The organism is Actinoplanes sp. CA-131856 (assembly GCF_050956135.1).
Lineage (GTDB): Bacteria > Actinomycetota > Actinomycetes > Mycobacteriales > Micromonosporaceae > Actinoplanes.
Genome location: NZ_CP191849.1, coordinates 6,914,556 through 6,935,428, shown reverse-complemented (window position 1 = coordinate 6,935,428; position 20,873 = coordinate 6,914,556). Strand labels below are relative to the sequence as shown.

The 20,873-nt window shown below is 70.9% G+C and carries 19 protein-coding genes; 8 read left to right on the top strand and 11 right to left on the bottom strand.

Translation table 11 applies throughout. The features are described from left to right. Position 1: 1 nt before the first annotated feature. On the bottom strand, positions 2 to 349 hold the full coding sequence (locus ACQP2X_RS32160) for an ArsR/SmtB family transcription factor (protein ID WP_498688302.1): 348 nt from the start codon (positions 347 to 349) through the stop codon (positions 2 to 4). Between the two features lie 120 nt (positions 350 to 469). On the opposite strand from ACQP2X_RS32160, the gene ACQP2X_RS32155 reads away from it, so the two are divergent. Then, positions 470 to 1,195, top strand: a complete 726-nt coding sequence (locus ACQP2X_RS32155) for a hypothetical protein (protein WP_498688301.1) — start codon at positions 470 to 472, stop codon at positions 1,193 to 1,195. Between the two features lie 58 nt (positions 1,196 to 1,253). Here the strand turns inward: ACQP2X_RS32155 and ACQP2X_RS32150 are convergent, their stop codons facing one another. The 6 genes from ACQP2X_RS32150 to ACQP2X_RS32125 all read right to left on the bottom strand — a co-directional run bounded on the left by ACQP2X_RS32150 (position 1,254) and on the right by ACQP2X_RS32125 (position 8,725). Then, entirely contained in the window at positions 1,254 to 1,496 is a 243-nt protein-coding gene (locus ACQP2X_RS32150) for a hypothetical protein (protein ID WP_498688298.1), read from the bottom strand. Positions 1,497 to 1,764: 268 nt separating this feature from the next. Then, on the bottom strand, positions 1,765 to 2,787 hold the full coding sequence (locus tag ACQP2X_RS32145) for a cobalamin B12-binding domain-containing protein (RefSeq protein ID WP_498688296.1): 1,023 nt from the start codon (positions 2,785 to 2,787) through the stop codon (positions 1,765 to 1,767). Further along, complete coding sequence (locus tag ACQP2X_RS32140) at positions 2,784 to 4,478, bottom strand: PP2C family protein-serine/threonine phosphatase (protein ID WP_498688294.1); 1,695 nt, start codon at positions 4,476 to 4,478, stop codon at positions 2,784 to 2,786. Before ACQP2X_RS32140 ends, ACQP2X_RS32145 begins: the two co-directional genes overlap by 4 nt. A 98-nt stretch (positions 4,479 to 4,576) precedes the next feature. Continuing rightward, positions 4,577 to 5,350: an exodeoxyribonuclease III gene (locus ACQP2X_RS32135; RefSeq protein WP_498688293.1), complete on the bottom strand. Its 774-nt coding sequence runs from the start codon at positions 5,348 to 5,350 to the stop codon at positions 4,577 to 4,579. A gap of 210 nt (positions 5,351 to 5,560) precedes the next feature. Then, complete coding sequence (locus ACQP2X_RS32130; RefSeq protein WP_498688292.1) at positions 5,561 to 7,852, bottom strand: putative bifunctional diguanylate cyclase/phosphodiesterase; 2,292 nt, start codon at positions 7,850 to 7,852, stop codon at positions 5,561 to 5,563. A gap of 39 nt (positions 7,853 to 7,891) precedes the next feature. Further along, on the bottom strand, positions 7,892 to 8,725 hold the full coding sequence (locus ACQP2X_RS32125) for a universal stress protein (protein WP_498688290.1): 834 nt from the start codon (positions 8,723 to 8,725) through the stop codon (positions 7,892 to 7,894). Between the two features lie 163 nt (positions 8,726 to 8,888). Here ACQP2X_RS32125 and ACQP2X_RS32120 point away from each other — a divergent pair, with 163 nt between their 5' ends. Continuing rightward, positions 8,889 to 10,172: a citrate synthase gene (locus tag ACQP2X_RS32120; RefSeq protein ID WP_498688288.1), complete on the top strand. Its 1,284-nt coding sequence runs from the start codon at positions 8,889 to 8,891 to the stop codon at positions 10,170 to 10,172. 63 nt (positions 10,173 to 10,235) lie between these two features. After that, positions 10,236 to 12,065, top strand: a complete 1,830-nt coding sequence (gene htpG, locus ACQP2X_RS32115; RefSeq protein WP_498688286.1) for a molecular chaperone HtpG — start codon at positions 10,236 to 10,238, stop codon at positions 12,063 to 12,065. Here htpG and ACQP2X_RS32110 read toward each other — a convergent pair. Further along, positions 12,062 to 12,661, bottom strand: a complete 600-nt coding sequence (locus ACQP2X_RS32110) for a TetR family transcriptional regulator (RefSeq protein WP_498688284.1) — start codon at positions 12,659 to 12,661, stop codon at positions 12,062 to 12,064. The two genes, htpG and ACQP2X_RS32110, sit on opposite strands and share 4 nt — an antisense overlap. Then, positions 12,658 to 14,142: an MFS transporter gene (locus ACQP2X_RS32105; protein WP_498688282.1), complete on the bottom strand. Its 1,485-nt coding sequence runs from the start codon at positions 14,140 to 14,142 to the stop codon at positions 12,658 to 12,660. Before ACQP2X_RS32105 ends, ACQP2X_RS32110 begins: the two co-directional genes overlap by 4 nt. A gap of 131 nt (positions 14,143 to 14,273) precedes the next feature. On the opposite strand from ACQP2X_RS32105, the gene ACQP2X_RS32100 reads away from it, so the two are divergent. Both ACQP2X_RS32100 and ACQP2X_RS32095 read left to right on the top strand, forming a co-directional pair. Continuing rightward, a complete protein-coding gene (locus tag ACQP2X_RS32100) occupies positions 14,274 to 14,429 on the top strand; it encodes a hypothetical protein (protein ID WP_498688279.1) in 156 nt (51 codons plus the stop codon). Next, a complete protein-coding gene (locus ACQP2X_RS32095) occupies positions 14,429 to 14,782 on the top strand; it encodes an EVE domain-containing protein (protein WP_498688277.1) in 354 nt (117 codons plus the stop codon). The genes ACQP2X_RS32100 and ACQP2X_RS32095 overlap by 1 nt, the downstream gene beginning before the upstream one ends. 1 nt (position 14,783) lies before the next feature. Here the strand turns inward: ACQP2X_RS32095 and ACQP2X_RS32090 are convergent, their stop codons facing one another. Continuing rightward, on the bottom strand, positions 14,784 to 16,127 hold the full coding sequence (locus ACQP2X_RS32090; RefSeq protein ID WP_498688275.1) for an FUSC family protein: 1,344 nt from the start codon (positions 16,125 to 16,127) through the stop codon (positions 14,784 to 14,786). A 147-nt stretch (positions 16,128 to 16,274) separates the two neighbouring features. Here ACQP2X_RS32090 and ACQP2X_RS32085 point away from each other — a divergent pair, with 147 nt between their 5' ends. Next, positions 16,275 to 17,705, top strand: coding sequence for a GntT/GntP/DsdX family permease (locus ACQP2X_RS32085; RefSeq protein ID WP_498688273.1), 1,431 nt, complete (start codon positions 16,275 to 16,277; stop codon positions 17,703 to 17,705). On the opposite strand, the gene ACQP2X_RS32080 is transcribed toward ACQP2X_RS32085, so the two are convergent. Beyond that, positions 17,702 to 18,139, bottom strand: a complete 438-nt coding sequence (locus ACQP2X_RS32080; RefSeq protein WP_498688271.1) for a hypothetical protein — start codon at positions 18,137 to 18,139, stop codon at positions 17,702 to 17,704. The two genes, ACQP2X_RS32085 and ACQP2X_RS32080, sit on opposite strands and share 4 nt — an antisense overlap. A gap of 108 nt (positions 18,140 to 18,247) precedes the next feature. Between ACQP2X_RS32080 and ACQP2X_RS32075 the strand changes: the two genes are divergently transcribed. Together ACQP2X_RS32075 and ACQP2X_RS32070 are read left to right on the top strand one after the other, a co-directional pair. Next, on the top strand, positions 18,248 to 20,050 hold the full coding sequence (locus ACQP2X_RS32075; protein ID WP_498688269.1) for a LamG-like jellyroll fold domain-containing protein: 1,803 nt from the start codon (positions 18,248 to 18,250) through the stop codon (positions 20,048 to 20,050). Positions 20,051 to 20,168: 118 nt separating this feature from the next. Continuing rightward, on the top strand, positions 20,169 to 20,870 hold the full coding sequence (locus tag ACQP2X_RS32070; RefSeq protein WP_498688267.1) for a hypothetical protein: 702 nt from the start codon (positions 20,169 to 20,171) through the stop codon (positions 20,868 to 20,870). Positions 20,871 to 20,873 lie beyond the last annotated feature (3 nt).

Here is a 20,873-nt window from a genome sequence, read left to right as displayed (position 1 = left end):
CTCACGTGCCCTTCTCCTCGTCGGTTTCCTCGTTCATGGCCGCCAGCACCGCGTCCAGGCGCTGGTAGCGCGCCTCGCTGCGGCGGCGGTACTGCTCGACCCATCCGCCGATCTCGTCGAAGACGTCCCGCTCGAGCCGCACGGACCGCGGCTGCGGCCCCGGCGGCCGGCTGACCAGCCCCGCGTCCTCCAGCACCTTCAGATGCTTGTAGACCGCTTGCAGAGACATCTCGTACGGCTCGGCGAGCTGCCCGACCGTGGCGTCGCCACCGGACAGCCGGGCCACCATGTCGCGCCGGGTCGGATCGGCCAGGGCGGCGAACGCTTTGGAGAGTCCCTCCACCGCCATGGCGACCTTCTTTCAACTCATCGGTTGAAAGTAAAGGTAGACCTGCCCGGGACTGGTGTCAACCGATGAGTTGAAAGAAGGTATGGCGAGATCCGCCCGGTAGGGATGATGATCGACGGCGTGGGCATCGACTTCAGCTACGAGTTCTTCGTCCGCCGGCGTGACGCCGGTGCCTTTCTGACCGAGGTCGCCAAGCTCGGCGACCCGGGGGCCGAGTCGTCGACGACGATCGTTCTGCCGGACGGCGGGTCGGTGACGATGCCGGGGACGTACGGCTTCATCGGCGACCGGGCGGTCGAACTGGAGGTGGCCGCGGCGGATCGGACGGGGCGGAGCTTCGACCTGACGCTCAGTTTCCCGGCGGACGGGCCGTTGCGCGACTACGACGAGGAGGAGACGGGACCCCGGGTCGAGGTGGGTTACATCTATCTCGGCGTCAGCGACGAGCACACCGTCCTGCCCGATCACCTGCGGTTCTGGTTCACGCCGGCGACGACCGGGCAGAGCCGGCTGTTCCTGATGTCGCCGTCGGTCCGCGAGACGTTCACGAGGCTGGCCCTGTCGACCGGCGCGACGCTGTGCCTGCTGGACACGGAGATGTCCAGCCACATCATCGTGACCGCGCTGGGACGGCGTCTCTCTACCCGGGTTCCCGGCCCTCTGCTGCTGTGGCGGCGCCAGGGCGGGAACGAGGAGGTCTTCCGGGAGTTGTCGGCCATGCTGGCCGGCCGGACCGAGGGCACACCGAAGTGGATCGCCGGCCCGGGCCACCCGGAGTTCCCGGCCTTCGTCGCGAGCCTCACCGACTATGCGAAGGTGCCGTCGGACCGCTGGCTGGGCCCGTGAAAAGCGCCGAGGCGCGAAAAGGCCGGCGCGGCGGGGAGCCGCGCCGGCCGATGGTGGCCTAGCTGCGCCGGAAAGCGTAGGAGCGGCTCGAAGCGGCACCGGCGGCGCGGCCCGAGCGGGAGCGGCCGGAACGTTCGCGAGCGTCCTGACGGGCGTCGTGAGCGCCATGGTGCTGTGCTCCCGCGGCGGTGTCGCGGCGGGCGGTGGAGCCGGTCGTGGACGAGCCGAACAGGCCGGCCGCCAGGTCGTTGGCGGCGAGGTCGTCGGCGTCCACGTGGACGGTGAAGGGCTGGGCAGGCATACGGGCCTCCTCGGGGCCCGGCGCGAACGCCGGGCCGGGCAGTGCGAAGCCGTGGTGAGAAGAGTGAACGCGCTCCGGGTGTCGGCGCTGAGGCGTCTCCACGGCGGACCACCACCGGAACACCCGGAACCGAGCACGATCAACGGCACACACACCCACAGTCGACGGCACGCCGCGCCAGAAAGGCGGGGGCCGGAAGGGTGGGGCCGGAGGAGTTGTCAGCGCATGGGAAGCACGTTAGCCGCCCCCACGCCGCCGCGCGAGCTATTTATTTCACCAGCTGGGTGCCGGCGTTCAAGACGGCCACGGCGGTGGGGAAGTCGTGCAGCTGGGCGCGGACCGCCTCCAGCCCGACCCGCAGGGCCACCGGTGGGACGCCGCGGGCGTCGAGCACCGCGGCCGTCCACGTGATGAAGTCGGTGAAGATCTGGGTCTCGCTGACGTACAGGGCCGAGGCCAGGAAATCGACGATGTGTGACAGGTCCTCGGTGGTCGCGTCGAGCTGGCGGGTGTTGTATTCGCGCAGGCGCGGATAGGTCTGCGCGAGCGTCTCCATGGCCGTGCCGATGAGGGTGCCCCGGTGGCGGACCACGTAGGTGTATTCCTCGTCGCCCAGGAACGCCGACAGTTGGGGGTCGGGGGAGTGCGGCGGCCAGTTGCGGGCCAGGCGCTGGACCGCTTCCTCGGCGCCCGCCGCCCAGGCGTCCGCGCCCAGGTGCTGGGCGTACCGTCCGCCGGGGCCGAAGCCGCGGCCGCCCGCGATCACCGGGACGCCGGCCGCCCGGCAGGCCGTGATGGCCGCGTGGGCGCGGGGGAGGCGGGTGGCGATCATGCAGCTGAGGGCCACCGCGTCGGGGCCGGTCTGATGCAGATGGGTGACCAGGTGCTGGCCGGGGACGTTGGCGCCCAGGAAGTCGACGCGCCAGCCGTCCAGGCGCAGCATCTCGGCCAGCAGGCGGACCGGCAGCGCGTGCCATTCGCCGTCCACGCAGGCGATCGTGATGCTGCCCCGGCTGGGCTTGACCAGCGTGCGGGCCGCCACCGCGGCCAGGGCGCGCTCGCTGACCGCCGTGGCCGCGTGCTCGCGGGCGACCGACCACTCGTTGGCCGCCCACAGCTCGCCCACGCGGGCCTGGGTGCGGGCGATCAGGTCGATCATGACGCGCTGGGGGGCCACGCCCGCGTCCAGCAGCCCGGTGACCATGGCGATCGCGCCGTACTCGTCGCTGTCGCCGACCAGCTGGAGATATTCCTCGGCCAGGCCGGAGCGCAGCGACGTGGGCACCGTCATGTCCACTGCCTGACGCGCCGGTCACCTCGCCGCGGAGCGTCGATGGCGAACGGCGACGCGTTGCGGGCGCCCGTCCGGAGGCTGAGCTGGGTGCGCTCGGGGGCCCGGACGGCCAGCATCGCGATGTCGTCACGGGTGCCGCCGTGCACCCAGTCGGAGACGAGCTGGCGGATGCGCTCCACCGTGGCCGCGCCGGGCATGCCGCGGCACTCCGACAGCGCGTCGCGCAGGCGGGCCTCGCCGTATTCCTCGGTGCCGGACGCGCCGCCCCTCGCCTCGGTCAGGCCGTCGCTGTAGAGCAGGCACAGCTCGCCGGGGGCGAGCTCCACATCGGCCGGTCGCACCACCGTGCGGGTGACCGCGCCGATCAGGGTGCCGCTGGTCGGCACCTCCTCGACCGTGCCGTCGGCCCGCAGCACCAGGGGCGGCGGATGGCCGCCGGTGGCCAGGGTCAGGTGGACCCGGCCGTGGTCGGCCCGGCTGACCGAGCCCACCACCATCGTGACGAACCGGTGCTGCCGGGTCGACTGGAGCAGGGCCTGGTTGAGGACCCGCAGCATGTCGCCGGGGGCGGCCTCGACCAGGCGCAGCGCGCGCAGCGTCTGGCGCACCTTGCCGGTGAGCACGGCCGCCTCGGGGCCCTTGCCGCAGACGTCGCCGAGCGCGATGACCGTGTCGGCGCTCTTGTCGGTCGGGCCGAACACGTCGTAGAAGTCGCCGCCGATGCGCAGGCCGTCCTTGGCCGCCTGATAGGAGCCGACCAGCTCGATGCCGTCGGGCTGGGGCAGCTCGGGCGGGAGCAGGTCGGCCTGGAGCACGGCGGTGGTGTCGACCTGTTCGCGGTAGAGACCGGCGGCCGAGATGGCGGCGCCGGCGCGGGCCGCGAAGATGCGGGCCAGCATCTCGTCCTCGGGGCTGAACCCGGCGTCGGCGCCGCGGCGGGCCAGGATCAGGGCGCCGGCCGGCTCGGCGTTGCCGGGCAGGGGCGTGACCAGCAGGGCGCCGAAGCCGTCGGGCAGCAGCCACTCGGGCGTTTGGGCGGCGTCGAGCCACTTGCTCGGGATGGGCGGGAAGCCGCCCAGCACCTCGACCAGGCCGGGCACGCCGGAAAGAACGCTCTCCCGCAAACGGCCCTCTTCGACGCTCCCACCGGCGACGAGCCGCACCCACGCGCTGTGCCGCCGGTTCACCGGCAGCACGATGATGGCGGCGTCGGCCAGGTGGGCCACCGCCAGCTCGGCCGTGATCCGCAGGCACCGCCCCTGGTGGAGCGAGGCCGACAGCCGCCGGCCGGCCTCGGCCAGGAACGCCGTGCGGGCCCGCTCGGCCCGCAGCGCATCGGCCCTGACCACCTCGTCGGTGCGATCGCGCAGATACCATCCGTAGTGGTCGTCGCCGAGCGGGCGGCGCTGCCCGCAGACGTGGCGCCCGGCGAACTCGTCGGTGAAGCTGTCGTCGCCGGCGGCGACGGCGCGGGCCAGGCCGGGCAGCGGTCCGGTGGCGGCCAGGCCACCGGGGGCGAGGCCGGGCACCAGGGCCGCGGCGGCCGCGTTGACCAGCAAGATCTTGTCGTCGGCGGAGCCGCACAGCAGTACGGCCTCGCTGGCCGCGTCGAGCGCGGCGCGGAGCAGGGCCGGTGCGGGTGTTTCGACGGGCTTGTCGCCGGTGGTGACCGGCGAATGCGCTGTCATGATCCCTCCCGTCTCTCCCCGCCGGATGTTTCTCTGATCAGCAGAGCCTACGTGCTTTCCGGCCGGACGGCCGGGCACGGCCCGGGTGACCGGCCGGGTCAGTCGCCGAGGTCGACCACGATCGGAGCGTGGTCGGAGGGGCCCTTGCCCTTGCGCGCCTCGCGGTCCACCACCGCATCTGTCACCCGGTCGGCGACGGCCGGGCTGGCGTAGACGAGGTCGATGCGCATGCCCTTGTTCTGATGGAACATCCCGGCGCGGTAATCCCAATAGGTGAACGGGTGGTCGCCCTTGAGCGGGCGTGCCACCACGTCGCGGAGCCCGATGTCACGGATCGCTGCGAGAGCCTCACGCTCCGGAGGTGTCACGTGGGTGGATCCGATGAAGACGGCCGGGTCCCACACGTCGGCGTCGGTCGGGGCGACGTTGTAGTCGCCGGTGACGACGACCGGCCCGGCTTCGACCTCGGGGATGAGCGCCTCGCGCAGGGCGGCCAGCCACCGCAGCTTGTATTCGTAGTGCGGATCGTCCGGGGTGCGTCCGTTCGGCACGTAGACCGAGACGAAGCGGATGCCGCCGCAGGTCGCCCCGATCGCGCGGGCCTCCGGCTCCGGATAGCCCGGCTCACCGGGAAATCCGCGGCGCACGTCCTCGAGGCCGGCTCGGGAGAGGATCGCGACACCGTTCCAGCGGCCTTGGCCGTACGCCGCGACGGCGTACCCGAGATCGGCGACCTCGTCACTGGGGAACGCGTCGGCCGCGACCTTCGTCTCCTGAAGGCAGAGCACGTCGGGTTTGGTGGTGTCGAGCCACTCCAGCAGCCGCGGCAGGCGGGCCTTGACCGAGTTGACGTTCCAGGTGGCGAAGCGCATCAACCCAGGGTGCTACATGTTGGGGCGGCGCGTGTGGCGGGGGCGTGCCGTGGCGAGGATCAGGGCGGCGCCGAGGCCGGCCATGAGCACGAGCAGGACGACCACGAGGCCCGACATGTCGCTCCTTTGTTACCAATTTTGTAGCGAAACCTGATCCGAGTGTGATCCCCGTTACCAGACCCGGTCAGCGAATAATGCCCGAACGAACCCTCAACCGCCAGTGGTCTTGCCCGAATCAAGAGAACTGTGCAAAGAGGCGGCGCCCGAGACGTGCCAGTGCGCGGCGAACTCCGCCGCCGGCACGGCCGGCCCCCACAGCCATCCCTGACCCCGTGTCACGCCGATCGCGTCCAGCACGTCACGCTGCAAGCGGGTCTCCACCCCCTCGGCGATCACGGTCAGCCCCAGCGCGTAGCTCATCGCCGCCACCGCCCGCACGATCTCGTCGTCCTCGGTGCTCTGCCCGAGCCCCGTGATGAAGGAACGATCGAGCTTGACTCCGGTCACCGGGAAGCGGCGCAGATAGGACAGCGACGAGAAGCCCGTGCCGAAGTCGTCGATCAGCAGCTGGACGCCGAGCTCGCGCAGCTCGAAGAGCACCCGGCCCGACGTGCTGTCCGGGTCGACCAGCACCGACTCGGTCATCTCCAGGGCCACGCACCGGGCCGGCACGCCGGTCTCGAGCAGCTCGGCCGAGATGATCAGCGGCAGCTCGGGGTCGGTGAGCTGGCGCGCCGACACGTTGATGGACAGGTAGAAGTCGTCGCCGACGGTGCCGTCGCGCCGCCACTGGCCGAGCTGGCGCAGCGACTCCCGGCGTACCCAGTCGCCCAGGGTCCCGATGAGCCCGGCGTCCTCGGCGATCGGGATGAAGACGGCCGGGGAGATCGACCCGCGTTCGGGGTGCACCCAGCGGGTCAGCGCCTCGGCGCCGACCGGCACTCCGGTCTTGACCCGGACCAGTGGCTGGTACGCCACGTGCAGCTGCCCGACCTCGAGGGCGTGGCGCAGGGCCACCTCGAGCTCGATGCGCTCGCGGACCTCCTCGTGCATGGCGGCGTCGAAGATCGTGGTGTGTCCCGGCCCCTCCGACTTGGCGCGGTACATGGCGGTGTCCGCGTCGCGCAGCAGGGCCTCGGTGACCTGCGGATACTTCCCGTACTCGACGGGCGCGGCCGATGACACGCCGATCGAGGCGGTGATGGTGACGTCGATGCCCCGGATCGAGAACGGCTGGGCGAAGCAGCGGCTGATCTCGTCGGAGAGCAGCAGCGCTCCCTCGCGTTCGCCGAGATAGGCCAGCGCGAACTCGTCGCCGCCGAGGGCGGCCACCGGCACCGCGGCCGGCGCGGCCGAGCGCAGCCGGCGGCTCAGCTCGATGACCAGCTGGTCGCCGGTGTCGTGGCCCCAGCTCTCGTTGACGTACTTGAAGCCGTCCAGGTCGAGCACGAATACCCAGACCCGCTGCAGGCCGCCGGGAGTGGCCCGGCTCAGCAGCCGCTCGATCTCCTCGGCCAGCATGAGGCGGTTGGGCAGGCCGGTGAGCGCGTCGTGCAGCGCCTGGTGCTCGGTGCGCAGCTGGGCCACGACCTGGGCCCGTACGGCGAAGACGGCCCGGACGAGCAGCAGCGCGGTGGCCAGCACGCCGGCCACGGCGATCGTCACCCGCTCGGCCCGGCTCGGATCGGTGATCACCACCAGCAGCACGAACGGGGTGGCCGAGGCGGGCGCCAGCACCGCGACCCGGCGCACCGACCAGGCCTGCACGGGCGGCCGGGCCGGGCGGCTGAGCTGCACCATCGACGGATGCAGGGCGGTGACGCCGAGCAGGGCGTAGGCGATCAGGAAGGGCACGTCGAGCAGCGGCGAGGCGTACGTCTCGCCGGTCGTCCCGATGATCGCGTAGGCCGTGTCGCCCACGAACAGCATGGTCATCGTGCCGAGCAGGGTGAACAGGCTCGGCGGCCACTGCCGCGCGGTGAAGGTCAGGTTGACCACGAGCAGCAGCAGGAGCACGTCGAAGAGCGGATAGAACGCGGCCAGCACGTTCTGGATCTCGTCGCGGTCCTGGATCTCGGCCGCCGGCGCGGCCAGCAGCAGCGCCGCGGCCAGGCCGCCGGCCAGGCAGAAGATCAGACCATCGAGGACGGCGTGCCGGTCGATGCTGACCCGCCAGCGCAACAGGATGATCAGGAAGGCGGCCAGCATGATGTAGCCGGGGATGGTGGCCGCGTCGGCCAGCAGCGGCAGCGGCTGCGCGAGGTCGTTGACGACCGGCCGGATCAGCACGCCGAGCAGGAAGCTGGTGGCCGCGAAGGCCATCAGCCGCCAGGCCACGCGCGGCTCGGCGCCGAAGCGGCTCGGCCCGGTGAAGCAGGCCCAGATGGTGCCGGCGCCGATCGCCAGCAGGCACAGGGCATTGACCACGGAGCCCAGGTTCGCCGTGTACGCGGCCGTCGCCGCCAGCCCGGCCACTCCGAAGAGCCGCCATTTCTCGGTCATCACTGACCAGTTCGACCTGGAAGCGGCCGGGCTGAGCGGTTACCGGGACAGAGCGTTCCCCTTCCGCGCCGTTCCTAACGGCACACGTTGGGCGGGCAGCCGGCGGCCGTGCGGGAAGACGGTCGGGCAGGCCGCGTGGTGCAGCACCTCGCGGGCGACCGAGCCGATCAGGCCGGCCCCGTCGGCGCCGCGATGACCGATGACGATCATCCGGGCGTGGCCGGACTGGCGCACGAGGGTGGGGCCGGGCGCCCCGGTGAGCAGGTGCACCTCGTGGTCGTCGAGGTCGGGAACGGCGCGGACGGCCCGGTCGACCAGCTTCTCCCCCTCCCGGGGATCGGAGCAGACGTGGGCCACGTGGACCGCCACCTGGTGACGTACACCCTCTCTGGCCGCGTGCTGGAGCGCGACGAGAGAGTGAGCGGACCCGTCGACCGCGACCAGCACCGGACCGGCCGGAGGCCGCGGCCCCCGGGCCACCATGACCGGGCACCAGGCCCGGGAGACCGCCTGGACCAGCACCGACATCTCCGGGAGCCAGGGGGTCGTGGCCAGGTCGTCGTCACCGACGACCAGCAGCTCGGCCGTGCGGCCCAGGCGCAACAGGACCCGATCGGGAGGTCCGTCGACCAGTTGTCCCGTCACGCGCACCCCTGGTGTGGAACGCTGGGCGGTGGCTATCGCCTCGTCGACCACCCTGGAGGCGGCTCGGCGGGCTCGGTCGTGATCGAGATCGGACCAGGTGAACGCGTGGACGATTCGTAGTTGACGGCCGCGTGAGAGTGCTTCGCGCGCGGCCAGGCGCACGGCGGCGTGACCGGCCGGCGTGCCGGTGACGCCTACGACGACAGGCGATGGAGTCGGACGACGCATGTGTTGCACCTCCGGGCTCTGATACCAACCATTATCTATGCGGGAGCGCCACTCTTCGTGATCAATCCCTCAGCAGGGAGCCGCCTGATGACCCATTCAGGTTGAGGGTTTACGGTAAACGACAAAATTCGTAGGACATCTGCCGGTGAAGCGAGGGAAATACATGACGGATGTCAAGCTCGACCATCCCGGCGGGCAACTGTCGATGTCGGTACGTGAGGCTGTCGAGGGCCCGGGTGGCATCGACGTCAGCGCCCTCCTCAAGGAGACCGGCTATGTGACCCTCGACCAGGGTTTCGTCAACACTGCCTCCACCACGTCGGCGATCACCTACATCGACGGTGACGCCGGCATCCTCCGCTACCGCGGCTACCCGATCGAGCAGCTGGCGGAGAAATCCACCTTCCTCGAGGTCTCGTACCTCTTGATGCACGACGCGCTGCCCACGCCGCAGCAGCTCAAGGACTTCGGCGACAAGATCCGGGTGCACACGCTCCTCCAGGAGGAGATGCGCACCTTCTTCTCCGGCTTCCCGCGTAACGCGCACCCGATGGCCGTGCTCTCCTCGGCCACCACCGCGCTGTCCACCTTCTACCAGGACGCGCTCGACCCGCTCGACGCCGAGCAGGTCGAGATCTCCGGCATCCGCCTGATGGCGAAGCTTCCGACGATCGCCGCGTACGCGTACAAGAAGTCCATCGGCCACCCGCTGCCGTACCCGGACAACAGCCTCGACTACGTCGAGAACTTCCTGCGCATGACGTTCGGGCTGCCCACGGTGCAGTACGACGTCGACCCCAAGATCGCCAAGATCCTGGACATGCTGTTCATCCTGCACGCCGACCACGAGCAGAACTGCTCCACGTCGACCGTGCGGCTGGTCGGCTCGGCGCAGGCCAACCTGTTCGCGTCGGTGTCGGCCGGCATCAACGCCCTCTCCGGCCCGCTGCACGGCGGCGCCAACGCGGCGGTGCTCGAGATGCTCGAGCAGATCCGCAAGGACGGCGGCGACGTCAACTCGTTCGTCACCCGGGTGAAGAACAAGGAAAAAGGCGTCAAGCTCATGGGCTTCGGCCACCGGGTCTACAAGAATTACGACCCGCGTGCCGCCATCGTCAAGAAGGCGGCCAAGGAGATGCTCTCCACGCTCGACAAGCCCGACCCGCTGCTGGAGCTCGCGTTCCAGCTCGAGGAGATCGCGCTCAGCGACGACTATTTCGTCTCGCGCAAGCTCTACCCGAACGTGGACTTCTACACCGGCCTCATCTACAAGGCCATGGGCTTCCCGACCACCATGTTCACCGTGCTGTTCGCGCTGGGCCGCCTGCCCGGCTGGATCGCGCAGTGGACCGAGATGATGAACGACCCGGCCAACAAGATCGGCCGTCCGCGGCAGCTCTACACGGGCTCGCCCGAGCGTGAGTTCGTCGCGATCGACAAGCGCTGAGCTGTACGAGAAGAAGTGACGCCCCGCCGGATCTCCGGCGGGGCGTTTTCGTAACATCAGGACATGGAGACGTTGGAGTTTCAAGCCGAAGCTCGGCAGTTGTTGCAGCTGATGGTCCACTCGATCTATTCGAACAAGGACATCTTCCTGCGTGAGCTGATCTCGAACGCCTCGGACGCGCTGGACAAGCTGCGCCTGGCCACCCTGCAGGACGGTCTCGAGGCGGACGCCTCCGACCTGCACATCGAGATCACCGCCGACAAGGAAGCCCGCACGCTGACCGTTCGCGACAACGGCATCGGCATGACCCGCGACGAGGTCGTCGACCTGATCGGCACGATCGCCAAGTCGGGCACGGCCGAGCTGCTGCGCAAGCTCAAGGAGGCCAAGGAGAGCCCCGAGCTGATCGGCCAGTTCGGTGTCGGCTTCTACTCGACCTTCATGGTGGCCGACAAGGTCACCCTCGAGACGCGCAAGGCCGGCACCGAGGGGCACGGCACCCGCTGGGAGTCGGCCGGCGAGGGCACCTTCACCATCGACGAGGCGCCCGACGCCCCGGTCGGCACGACGGTCACCGTCCACCTGCGGCCGAAGGACGAGGAGGACGCTCTCTACGACTACACCGACGAGTGGAAGATCAAGGAGATCGTCAAGAAGTACTCGGACTTCATCGCGTTCCCCATCAAGATGGGCGAGGACACGCTCAACTCGATGAAGGCGCTCTGGGCGCGGCCGCGCTCGGAGGTCTCCGACGAGGAGTACCACGAGTTCTACCGGCACATCAGCCACGACTGGTCCGAGCCGCTCGAGATCATCAACATGAAGGCCGAGGGCACCTTCGAGTACGAGGCGCTGCTGTTCCTGCCCTCGCGGGCCCCGCACGACCTGTTCCAGCGTGACTCGGCCCGTGGACTCCAGCTCTACGTCAAGCGCGTCTTCATCATGGACGACAGCCGTGAGCTGATCCCCGACTACCTGCGCTTCGTCAAGGGTGTGGTCGACGCGGCCGACCTGTCGCTGAACATCTCGCGCGAGATCCTCCAGCAGGACCGGCACATCCAGATGATCCGCCGCCGGCTGGTCAAGAAGGTGCTGTCGACCATCAAGGACCTGCTGAACAACAACCCGGAGAAGTACGCGACGTTCTGGCGCGAGTTCGGCCGGGCGGTCAAGGAGGGCCTGCTCAACGACCACGACAACCAGAAGGCGATTCTGGACGTGGCCACCTTCGCCTCCACCGCTTCGTCCGAGCCGACGACGCTGGCCGCCTACATCGAGCGGATGAAGGAAGGCCAGGAGGAGATCTACTTCCTGACCGGCGAATCGCGCTCGCAGGTGGAGAACTCGCCGCACATGGAGGCCTTCCAGGCCCAGGGCTACGAGGTGCTCATCCTGACCGACCCGGTCGACGAGATCTGGGTCGAGGCCGTGCCCGACTACGACGGCAAGAAGCTCCAGTCGATCGCCCGCGGCTCGGTCGACCTGCCGTCGGAGAAGGAGACGCCGGAGCCCGAGGGCGACTTCGCGCCGCTGCTCGGCTTCCTCAAGGAGCGTCTGGAGGAGCAGATCAAGGATGTACGTCTGTCGCACCGTCTTACGACCTCGGCCGCGTGCCTGGTGAGCGACGCCGACGACATCACCCCGACGCTGGAGAAGATGTACCGGGCGATGGGCCAGGAGGGACCCCGGGTCAAGCGGATCCTCGAGCTGAACCCGAACCACCCGCTGGTCAGCGGCCTGCGGGCGGCCCACGAGCGGGACGCGTCGGACGAGGCGCTGCCCGAGACGGCCGAGTTGCTGTACGGCACGGCGCTGCTGGCCGAGGGCGGCGACCTGGACGACCCGGCCCGGTTCGCCAAGCTCCTGGCCGACCGTCTGGCCCGTACCGTCTAGAAGTCCTTCAAGCTGTTCTTCAGGGCGGTCAGGGCCAGCTCGATGCGGTCGAAGTCGTGCGGCCCGAAGCCCGACCCCGGAGGACTTATCGCCAGAACGATGCCGACCAGGGCGCCCGCCACCACGCGGGCGTCCTCGTCGGCCGGCCGGCCCTCGCGCTCGGCGATGACGTCGGCCAGCATGTCCACCGCGGCCACGGTCTGCTGCTGCTGGCGGCCGCGCAGCTCCGGCACCGCCTCGATCAGGCGCATGCGGCGGCGCTCGACCGACCACTGGTGCTCGGAGAGGTTCTCGAAGACGCCGCGCATGCCGCGCAGGACGGCCCGCATCACGGGCACGTCGCGCGGCTGGGCCCGGATGGCCTCGACGACCAGGGCGTCGAAGTCGTCGGTGAGGATCGTGTCTTCCTTGGTCGGGAAGTAGCGGAAGAACGTGCTCGGCGAGACCTCGGCCGCCTCGGCGATCTGCTCGACCGTGGTGGCCGCGTAGCCCTGCTCCTCGAACAGGCGCATCGCGGCCTCCCGGATCGCCGCCCGGGTCCTGGCCTTCTTCCGTTCGCGCAGGCCGATCGGGACACCGGAGGGCGATGACGTCATAGGGCCGATTCTGCCAAAGCCCGGTCCTCGACCTCGGCCGGTGGCCTCGGCGTGCGGGCCGGCACGACGAGCACCGCGATCACCACGCCGGCTGCCGCGACCGCACCGGCCACCAGCAGCGAATTGTCCATGCCGTGGGTGAAGGCCCGCTGCGCCTGGGCGAGGAGGCCCGGGTCGCCGAGCCGCACGGCGGAGGCGATGCCGTCCTCCACCGGGGCCGGCACCCCGGCCCGATATCCGGAGCTGACGACCGTGCCCAGCACGGCCACCCCGATGGCGCCGCCGACCTGGCGCATGGCCTGGAGCACGGCGTTGCCGACGCCGCTGCGCTCGGGGGAGAGGGCGCCGAGCGCGGCGTCCAGCGAGGGCGGCAGGGTCAGGCCGAGCCCGAGACCGGCCAGGGTGATCCACACGGCGATGACGCCGTAGCTCGTGTCCACATGGGTCCCCGCGCCGATGAACGACGCCACCGAGATCAGGACGAGACCGCCGGCGATGACCGCGCGGGCGGACAGGCGCGACCGGAGCTTGTCGGCCACCCGCGCGCCGGCGACCAGCCCGCCGATGACCGGGAGCAGGCGCAGACCCGAGCCGAAGGCGTCGTGCCCGCCAACCGCCGCGAAGAACTGCGGCAGCGTGAACAGCAGGCCGAGCATCGCGAAGCTGGCGATCGTGGCCAGCACGCCACCACCGGTGAAGGCCCGCGACCGGAACAGCCCGAGATCGACCAGCGGCTCCGCGGCCCGGCGCTGCCACAGGACGAAGCCGGCCATCAGCGCGATCCCGGCGCCGATCGTGACGAGAGAGCGCGCGTCGGACCAGCCGCGGTCACCGACGGAGATGACGCCGTACGTCACCGCGACCAGCCCGGCCGCGGACAGCACCAGGCCGGGCAGGTCGAGCCGGCCGCCCTCCCCGCGCGACTCCGGCAGCCACAGGGCGAGCGCGACGACGCCGACGACCACCACCGGCACGTTGATCAGGAAGACCGAGCCCCACCAGAAGTTGTCCAGCAGCCAGCCGCCGAGCAGCGGGCCGAGCGGGATGCCGAGGGCGCTGGCGGTCACCCAGACCGACATGGCCCGGGGCCGGGACTCCCGGTCGAACAGCGTGGTGAGCACCGCGCCGGACAACGGCATGATCACGGCCGCGCCGAGGCCGAGCACGGCCCGGGCGGCGATCAGCTGGCCCGCGTTCTGCGCGTAGGCGCACGCCACGGAGGCGGCGCCGAACAGGATCAGCGCGCCGATGAGCATGCGTTTGCGGCCGGCCCGGTCGCCGAGCATGCCGGCCGGGAGCAGGGCCGCGGCCAGGACCAGCAGATAGGCCGTGGTGAACCACTGGAGATCGCCGGTCGAGGCCGACAGGTCACGGGCGAGGGTGGGCAGGGCGACGCTCAGCACGGTGGTGTCGAGCCCGACCGCCAGGGTGCTGAGGGCCAGCGCGGCCAGCGCGTACCAGCGCGAAGTGGAAGTAACCATGTTTTGACAGTAGCTCTCACTTCGTAGTGACTGTCAAGTTATCCCGGGCGGCGCGCGGGTGAAGTTCCGGGAAGTTCGTGCGCCGGCGTGCCACGATCATGTAGTCGGCGCGCGGGAAGGGAGCCGAGCTCATGAAGAAGGCCCTCGGCTGGATCGTGCTCATCCTGGTGATCTTCTACATCGGTACCAATCCGGGCCCGGCCTCGGACATCGCCCAGGGCATCGGCGACGGCATCGCCGAGGTCTTCCGCAACGTCGGCGTCTTCCTCCGCGAGCTCGCCACCTGATGCCCCACTGGCTCTTCCAGCACGACCCCACCCGAGGCGTGTGCGGCGACGGCGACTGGACGATCCGCCGCTACCGCGACCGGATCAGCCCTGGCGACGAGGTAGCCCTCTGGCACAGCGGCCGGTCCGGAGGCGTGGTCGCCGTGGGCGTGATCGTCACGGCCCCGCACGAGACACCCGGCGGAACCGCGGCCGGGCTCCGCTTCGACCGATGGCACAGCATCCCGCGAGCTGACCTGCGAGCCGACCCGCGCTTCCGCGAAGCCCTGATCGTGCGTATGCCCGCCGGCGGCAACCCGTTCCCGCTGACCCCTTCGGAGTGGCAGGCCATAGCCGACCGCGCCGACGGGTGACTCAGGCGGCGGAGGGCCGCGGGTTCGGTGGGTTCCGATGGGACAGGGCGGCCAGGGCGGCGCGGGCCGACTGCTCGGCGTCGAGGACCCGGGCGGTGACCTGGGGCTGGAGGCCTGGTTCGCCGGCGGCCACGTCGTACGCCTCGCGCAATGTCGCGACGAGCAGCGCGAGGTGCCTCGCCCGCGCTGGATCGCTCCGCACGGCTTCGGTGCCGGCCTCGACGGCCGTGACGGCCTCCTCGAGGTGGCGGCTGGCGGCGCGGTTGCGGACCAGCACGGCCGCGGCCAGGCCGAGCAGGCTGCCGAGGACGGTCTGCACCAGGCGGTCGCCGATCAGGTCGAGCGGCGGGGTCTGGTGGCCGAGCTCGCCGACCAGCAGGGCCAGGGGAGTGATGGCGAGCATGGCCAGGCCGTAGTTGCGGATGACCAGCAGTTCGGCGATGACCTGGGCCAGCACGATCCCGGCCACCATCACCCAGGGGCCGCCGGGGATGGAGACGGCGGCACCCGCGATGAACAGGCCGATGATCGTGCCACCGGCGCGCTGGATGGCCTTCTGCGAGGAGAGACGCAGCGAGGCGGTCTGGAGCACGGCGACCGCGGACAGCGCCGCCCAATACGGGTGGTGCAAACCGGTGACATGCACGAGTACGCCGGCGGCGGCCCCGGCGATGAGCGCGCCGAACGCGACACGCGCGGCCGCGGGCCAGAGCGGGCGCCGGGGAGCCCCGGGTCCCGGAGCGGGCAGGTCGCGCAGCACGAGGGCGGCCAGGCGCCGCTCGGCGATCCGGGCGTCCTCGGCCGGCGTCGCGGTCATCCGGGGAATCGGCCCGCGGGGCCCGACCTGCGCCGCGAGGGCCCGCAGCTGGGCCGCCGCCTCGGCGGTGTGACCATGAACCCCGCTGAGCTCGGTCTCCGCGTGCGCGACGAGAACCTCCTCGGCCCGCAGCTCATCGCCCCAGCTCGCGTCGCCCCTCGGCCTGTCACCGCGGCTTTCTCGGCCCGGCGGCGTGTCAGTTCGCCCATTCTGGGGCGCCGGCGTATCTCCGGGGCCGGCGGCCCAGCGGCCCGCGGCGACGGCTCGCCAGGCCCGGTCGACGGCCAGGGCGGCCTGCTGTCGTGCTTGCAGACCGGCCGGGCCGTCCGGGGCCGCGTGCAGGGCCGCGGCCGCCCGCAAGGCCCGGGCCACGGCCAGGCGGCGGGGAGCGTCGGGGGTCACCAGGGCGCCCGACATGACGATCAGCCAGGCCACGACGGCCGCGGCGGCGGTCAGGGCCGCGTTGCGCGGCACCGACGCGGCCGTGGCCGGGAGCGCGCTCGACACGGCCGCCGCGAAGGTGAACATCAGGCCGGAGCGCGAACGCCCACGCCGCGTCGGCCGGGCGGACCCGGACGGCGGCGCGCAGGTCGTGCGGCACTGTGCCCGGGCTCACCAGGTCCGACCTTACCCAGCCAAGATTGAAAACCACCCGCCTGGGGTAACCGCCCGAAAATGACGCCCCTCGCCGCCGAGGCCATCACGGACGCCGGCACCAGTCAGCTGGTTCTCGCCGCCGTGCTCGGGATCATCGCCGTCGTTCTGCTCATCGCCTGGGCGAAGTTCCATCCCTTCCTCGCTCTGATCATCGGCTCGGCCGTGCTCGGTCTCGTCGCCGGCGCGTCGGCGAGCGCCACCATCAAGTCCTTCACCGCCGGGCTCGGCAGCACCACCGGCAGCGTCGGCGTGCTGATCGCGCTCGGTGCGATGATCGGCGCGCTGCTGGCCGACTCCGGCGGCGCCGACGGCATCGTGAACCGGATCGTCAACAGCGTCTCCGGCTCGGCCCTGCCGTGGGCCATGGCCGGGGTCGCGGCCCTCATCGGCCTGCCGCTGTTCTTCGAGGTCGGCGTCGTGCTGCTGGTGCCGATCGTGCTGCTGGTGGCCCGGCGTACGGACATCGGTCTTCTCCGCATCGGCATTCCGGCCCTGGCCGGCCTCTCGGTGCTGCACGGCCTGGTGCCGCCGCACCCGGGACCGCTGGTCGCGATCTCCAACCTGAACGCCGACCTCGGCCTGACGCTGCTGTTCGGCATCATCTGCGCCATCCCCACCGTGATCGTGGCCGGCCCGGTCTTCGGCAACTTCATCGCCAAGCGGGTCCCGTTGCAGGTGCCGGCGCTGGTCGGCGCGACACCGGCGGCCGGCGGCTCCGGCATCTCGACCGGCGACGACCTCGGCGACGTGGTGGAGGACAAGGGCGCGCCGCGGCCGACCCGCAACCCCGGCTTCTGGCCGGCCGTCCTCACCGTCCTGGTGCCGATCGTGCTCATGCTGGCCCGGGCCATCGCCGAGCTCACCCTGGACGAGGGCAACGGCGTCCGGTCGGCGCTCGAGACCATCGGCGAGCCGATCGTGGCGCTGCTCGCGGGCGTGCTCATCGCGATGTACACGCTGGGCAAGCGGGCCGGCTTCAACCGTCAGCAGACCTCGGCCGTGGTCGGCGGCGCCCTGCCGCCGGTCGCCGGCATCCTGCTCATCGTCGCCGCCGGCGGTGGTTTCAAGCAGGTGCTGGTCGACGCGGGCGTCGGCAACGTGGTGGCCGACGCCGCTCAGGACGCCAACATCAACGCGCTGCTGCTGGGCTGGCTGGTCGCGGTCGGCATCCGGGTCGCCACGGGCTCGGCCACTGTCGCGACGATCACCGCCGCCGGCATCGTGGCCCCGCTGGCCACGACGCTCGACAAGCCCGAGGTGGCGCTGCTGGCGCTGGCCATCGGCAGCGGCTCGCTCTTCTTCTCGCACGTCAACGACGCCGGGTTCTGGCTGGTGAAGGAATACTTCGGGATGACCGTGGGCCAGACCATCAAGACCTGGTCGGTGATGGAGACGATCATCTCGGTGGTCGGCTTCATCTGCGTGATGCTGCTCAGCCTGATCGTTTAGGCCCCGCACTTCCCGTCGAGCTTCTGGCCGACGGTCTGGAAGTCGCCCTTGACGTACGCCGCCGGGTCGCTCAGCTGCGCCCCGGCGGTGAGGTCGCCCGAGATGTCCTGCAGCGCGCTCTTGAGGGCGGGCTCGGTCGTGCGGGCGACCTCGGCGTCGACCTGCGCCGCCATGTCGGTGAAGGTCTGCTTCATCTTCGCCTTGGCCTCGTCGCTGGAGCTGGTCAGCAGCGGCGCGAGCTGGAGCGCGCCGTCGGTCAGCGTCTTGTAGACCGTCGTGCAGACGTATTTGGGCACGCCGGCCGATTCCGACGGCGTCGGGTTGATGCTGACCGGCGCCTGTACGGCCTCGGGCGCGATGTCGATCTCGCATCCGGCGGCCAGGGCCGCCGTCGCGGCCAGGGCGAGGGGCAGCAGGCTGCGGCGTCGGGGCACGGCATTCTCCCTTGTCGATTCCGTACGCAGGAAGCATAGTGGCCGCCGTCACGGGCGCCACCCGGCCGGCGCCGCAACCTCGTACAAAAAGGCTAGTTAACGACCAATGTGCGCAACCTCCGAAAAAGTGCCGTCCTCGCGATCGCCGGCGTCGTAGTCGCCGCCGGCGCCGCCCTCGCCGGGGTCGTCACCTCCGAGCCCTCCGCCGCCCCCTCGTTCAACGGCCCGGTCTACGCGGTCGTCTATCGGGGTGACACCGTCTACGTGGGAGGCAACTTCACCACCGCGATCGTCGGCGGCCGCAACGTGGCGCGCACCCGGCTCGCGGCCTTCAACGCCCGCACCGGCGCCCTGCTCGACTGGCAGCCCAGCGCCGACGCCAACGTCCGCGCGCTGGCCGTGGCCGGCGACGTGGTCTACGCGGCCGGCGACTTCGACGTGGTGAACGGCCAGGCCCGCGACGCGGTGGCCGGCATCGGCGCCACCAGCGGCCTGCTCACCACGATGCGCCACTCGGTCACCGGCCAGCCGAACGCCCTGGCCACCGGCAACGGCCGCCTCTACCTGGCCGGCCGCCTCTCCGCGGTGGACGGTGTGCCGCGGGCCAACCTGGCCGCCTTCACGTTGAGCACCGGCGCGCTCGACGCGTGGGCCCCCTCGGCCGACGACACCGTCAACGCCCTGGCCGTCACCAGCGACCGCGTCTACGTGGGCGGGCGCTTCCACCGCACCAACAACGTCAAGGCGACGATCCGGCTCTCCGCGGTCGACCCGGCCACCGGCGTCACCGACGCCTCCTTCGTCCCCAAGCCGGTCTCCCAGGTCTTCGCCCTGGCCGCCGACGCCAACGGGGTCTACGCCGCGCTCGGCGGGCAGGGCGGCCGCGCCGTCGCCTACACCAAGGCCGGCGCGACCCGCTGGACCCGGGTCTTCGACGGCGACGCCCAGGCCATCGCCGTGCTCGACGGCGTCACCTACGTCGGCGGCCACTTCGACAAGGCCTGCACGACCAGCAACAACGGTGTCCGCGGGGTCTGCACCGACGGCTCGGTGACCCGCGGCAAGCTGGCCGCCGTCGACGCGCAGGGCAACTTGCTCGAGTGGGCCCCGCAGGCCAACGGGGTGGCCGGCACCCGGCAGATCGCCACCAGCCCCGCCCTCGGCTCGATCAGCGCGGTCGGCGACTTCACCACGGTCAACGCGGCCCCGCGCAAGCGCTACGCCGCGTTCAACGGAGTGCCGCCGCGCGAGGAGGGCGCCCCCTCGACCGGCCCGGTGGCCTCGTACAACTTCGACACGACGATCGCCGACGGCACCTTCGACGACGGCTCCGGCCACGGTCACCTGCTGCGCGCCGTGATGCGCGACGGCGGCAAGGTCGCCATGACCCCGCACGGCTCCGGTCAAGCCCTGTCGTTCCCGCCCGGCTGCTCGGAGCAGGCGTGCCCCAAGCTGGTGCTCCAGGCCGCCGACACCGCCGATCTCAATCCTTCGGACAAGCCTTTCCGGTACGGCGCCACGCTGCGCTCCGGCACGACCCAGACCGGCCAGAACGTCCTGCAGAAGGGCATCGCCGGCGCCGGCGGTCAGTACAAGCTCCAGCTCGACGGCGCGACCGGCAAGCCGAGCTGCGTGCTGACCGGCAAGGACGGCGGCCCCTCGTACGTCGCCCGCAGCCGAGAGTCGATCAAGGACGATGACTGGCACACCCTCGAGTGCCGCCGCACCGGGCCCACCCTGGCCATCGTCGTCGACGACCGGGTCCAGGCCACCGCGGCGGTGCCCGAGGGACTCTCCATCGTGACCACTCAGCCGTTCAGCCTCGGCGGCAAGGGCGTGGGCAAGAACAACGACCAGTTCCACGGATCGCTGGACGACGTCTGGATCCACATCGGGGTGTCACCGCGGTGACAGTGGGTCACCCGATGGAGGCGAGGCTCGCTGGTGGCCGCTGGTCGGAATGATTACCATCGGCCCCGGGTACTGCTACCCTGCCCGCCGTTGTCTACGCAGCGTGAGGAGCTGACGCATGGCCGACTGGATTCTGGTCCCGTGCCTGGTGAAGCTGCGGTCCGAGTTCAACACCATCGCGCCCAACCGTGACAAGACCAGCGACGGCTCGATCGGTGACAGCGCACACCAGGCGACGCAGTCGGACCACAACGACGACGAGGTCGGCAATGTGCCGATCCGAGACGCCGACAAGATCCACGAGGTGCACGCGATCGACGTCGACGTCGACCTGCGTGAGCCCGGCCTGACCATGGAAGCCGTGGTGCAGTTCCTGCTCAAGCGCTGCCGTTCCGGCGCCGAGAAGAGGCTGCGCTACATCATCTTCAACCGCCGCATCTGGCAGCAGAGCAACGGCTGGAAGCAGCAGGCCTACGGCGGCAGCAACCCGCACGACCATCACGCGCACTTCTCGTCGTCGTACACCACGTCCCTCGAGGCCTCGACGGCTTCCTGGCATCTGGAGGACATTCCCGTGGCTCTCACTTCCTCTGACAAGTCCTGGATCTCAGGCGAGATCAACAAGGTGGAGGAGCGCGTCTGGGACTACCGCTTGCGCAACCCGTACACCAACGTGAACCAGGCCGCCTCCGACTTCCAGCGGTACGCGCCGAGCAAGCAGCCGCTCAACGACCTGTCCCGCCAGATCGCCGAGCTGAGCGAGCAGGTCGCCCAGCTCCAGAAGCAGGTGGCGGCACTGACGATGGTCCAAGTTGACTGAGTG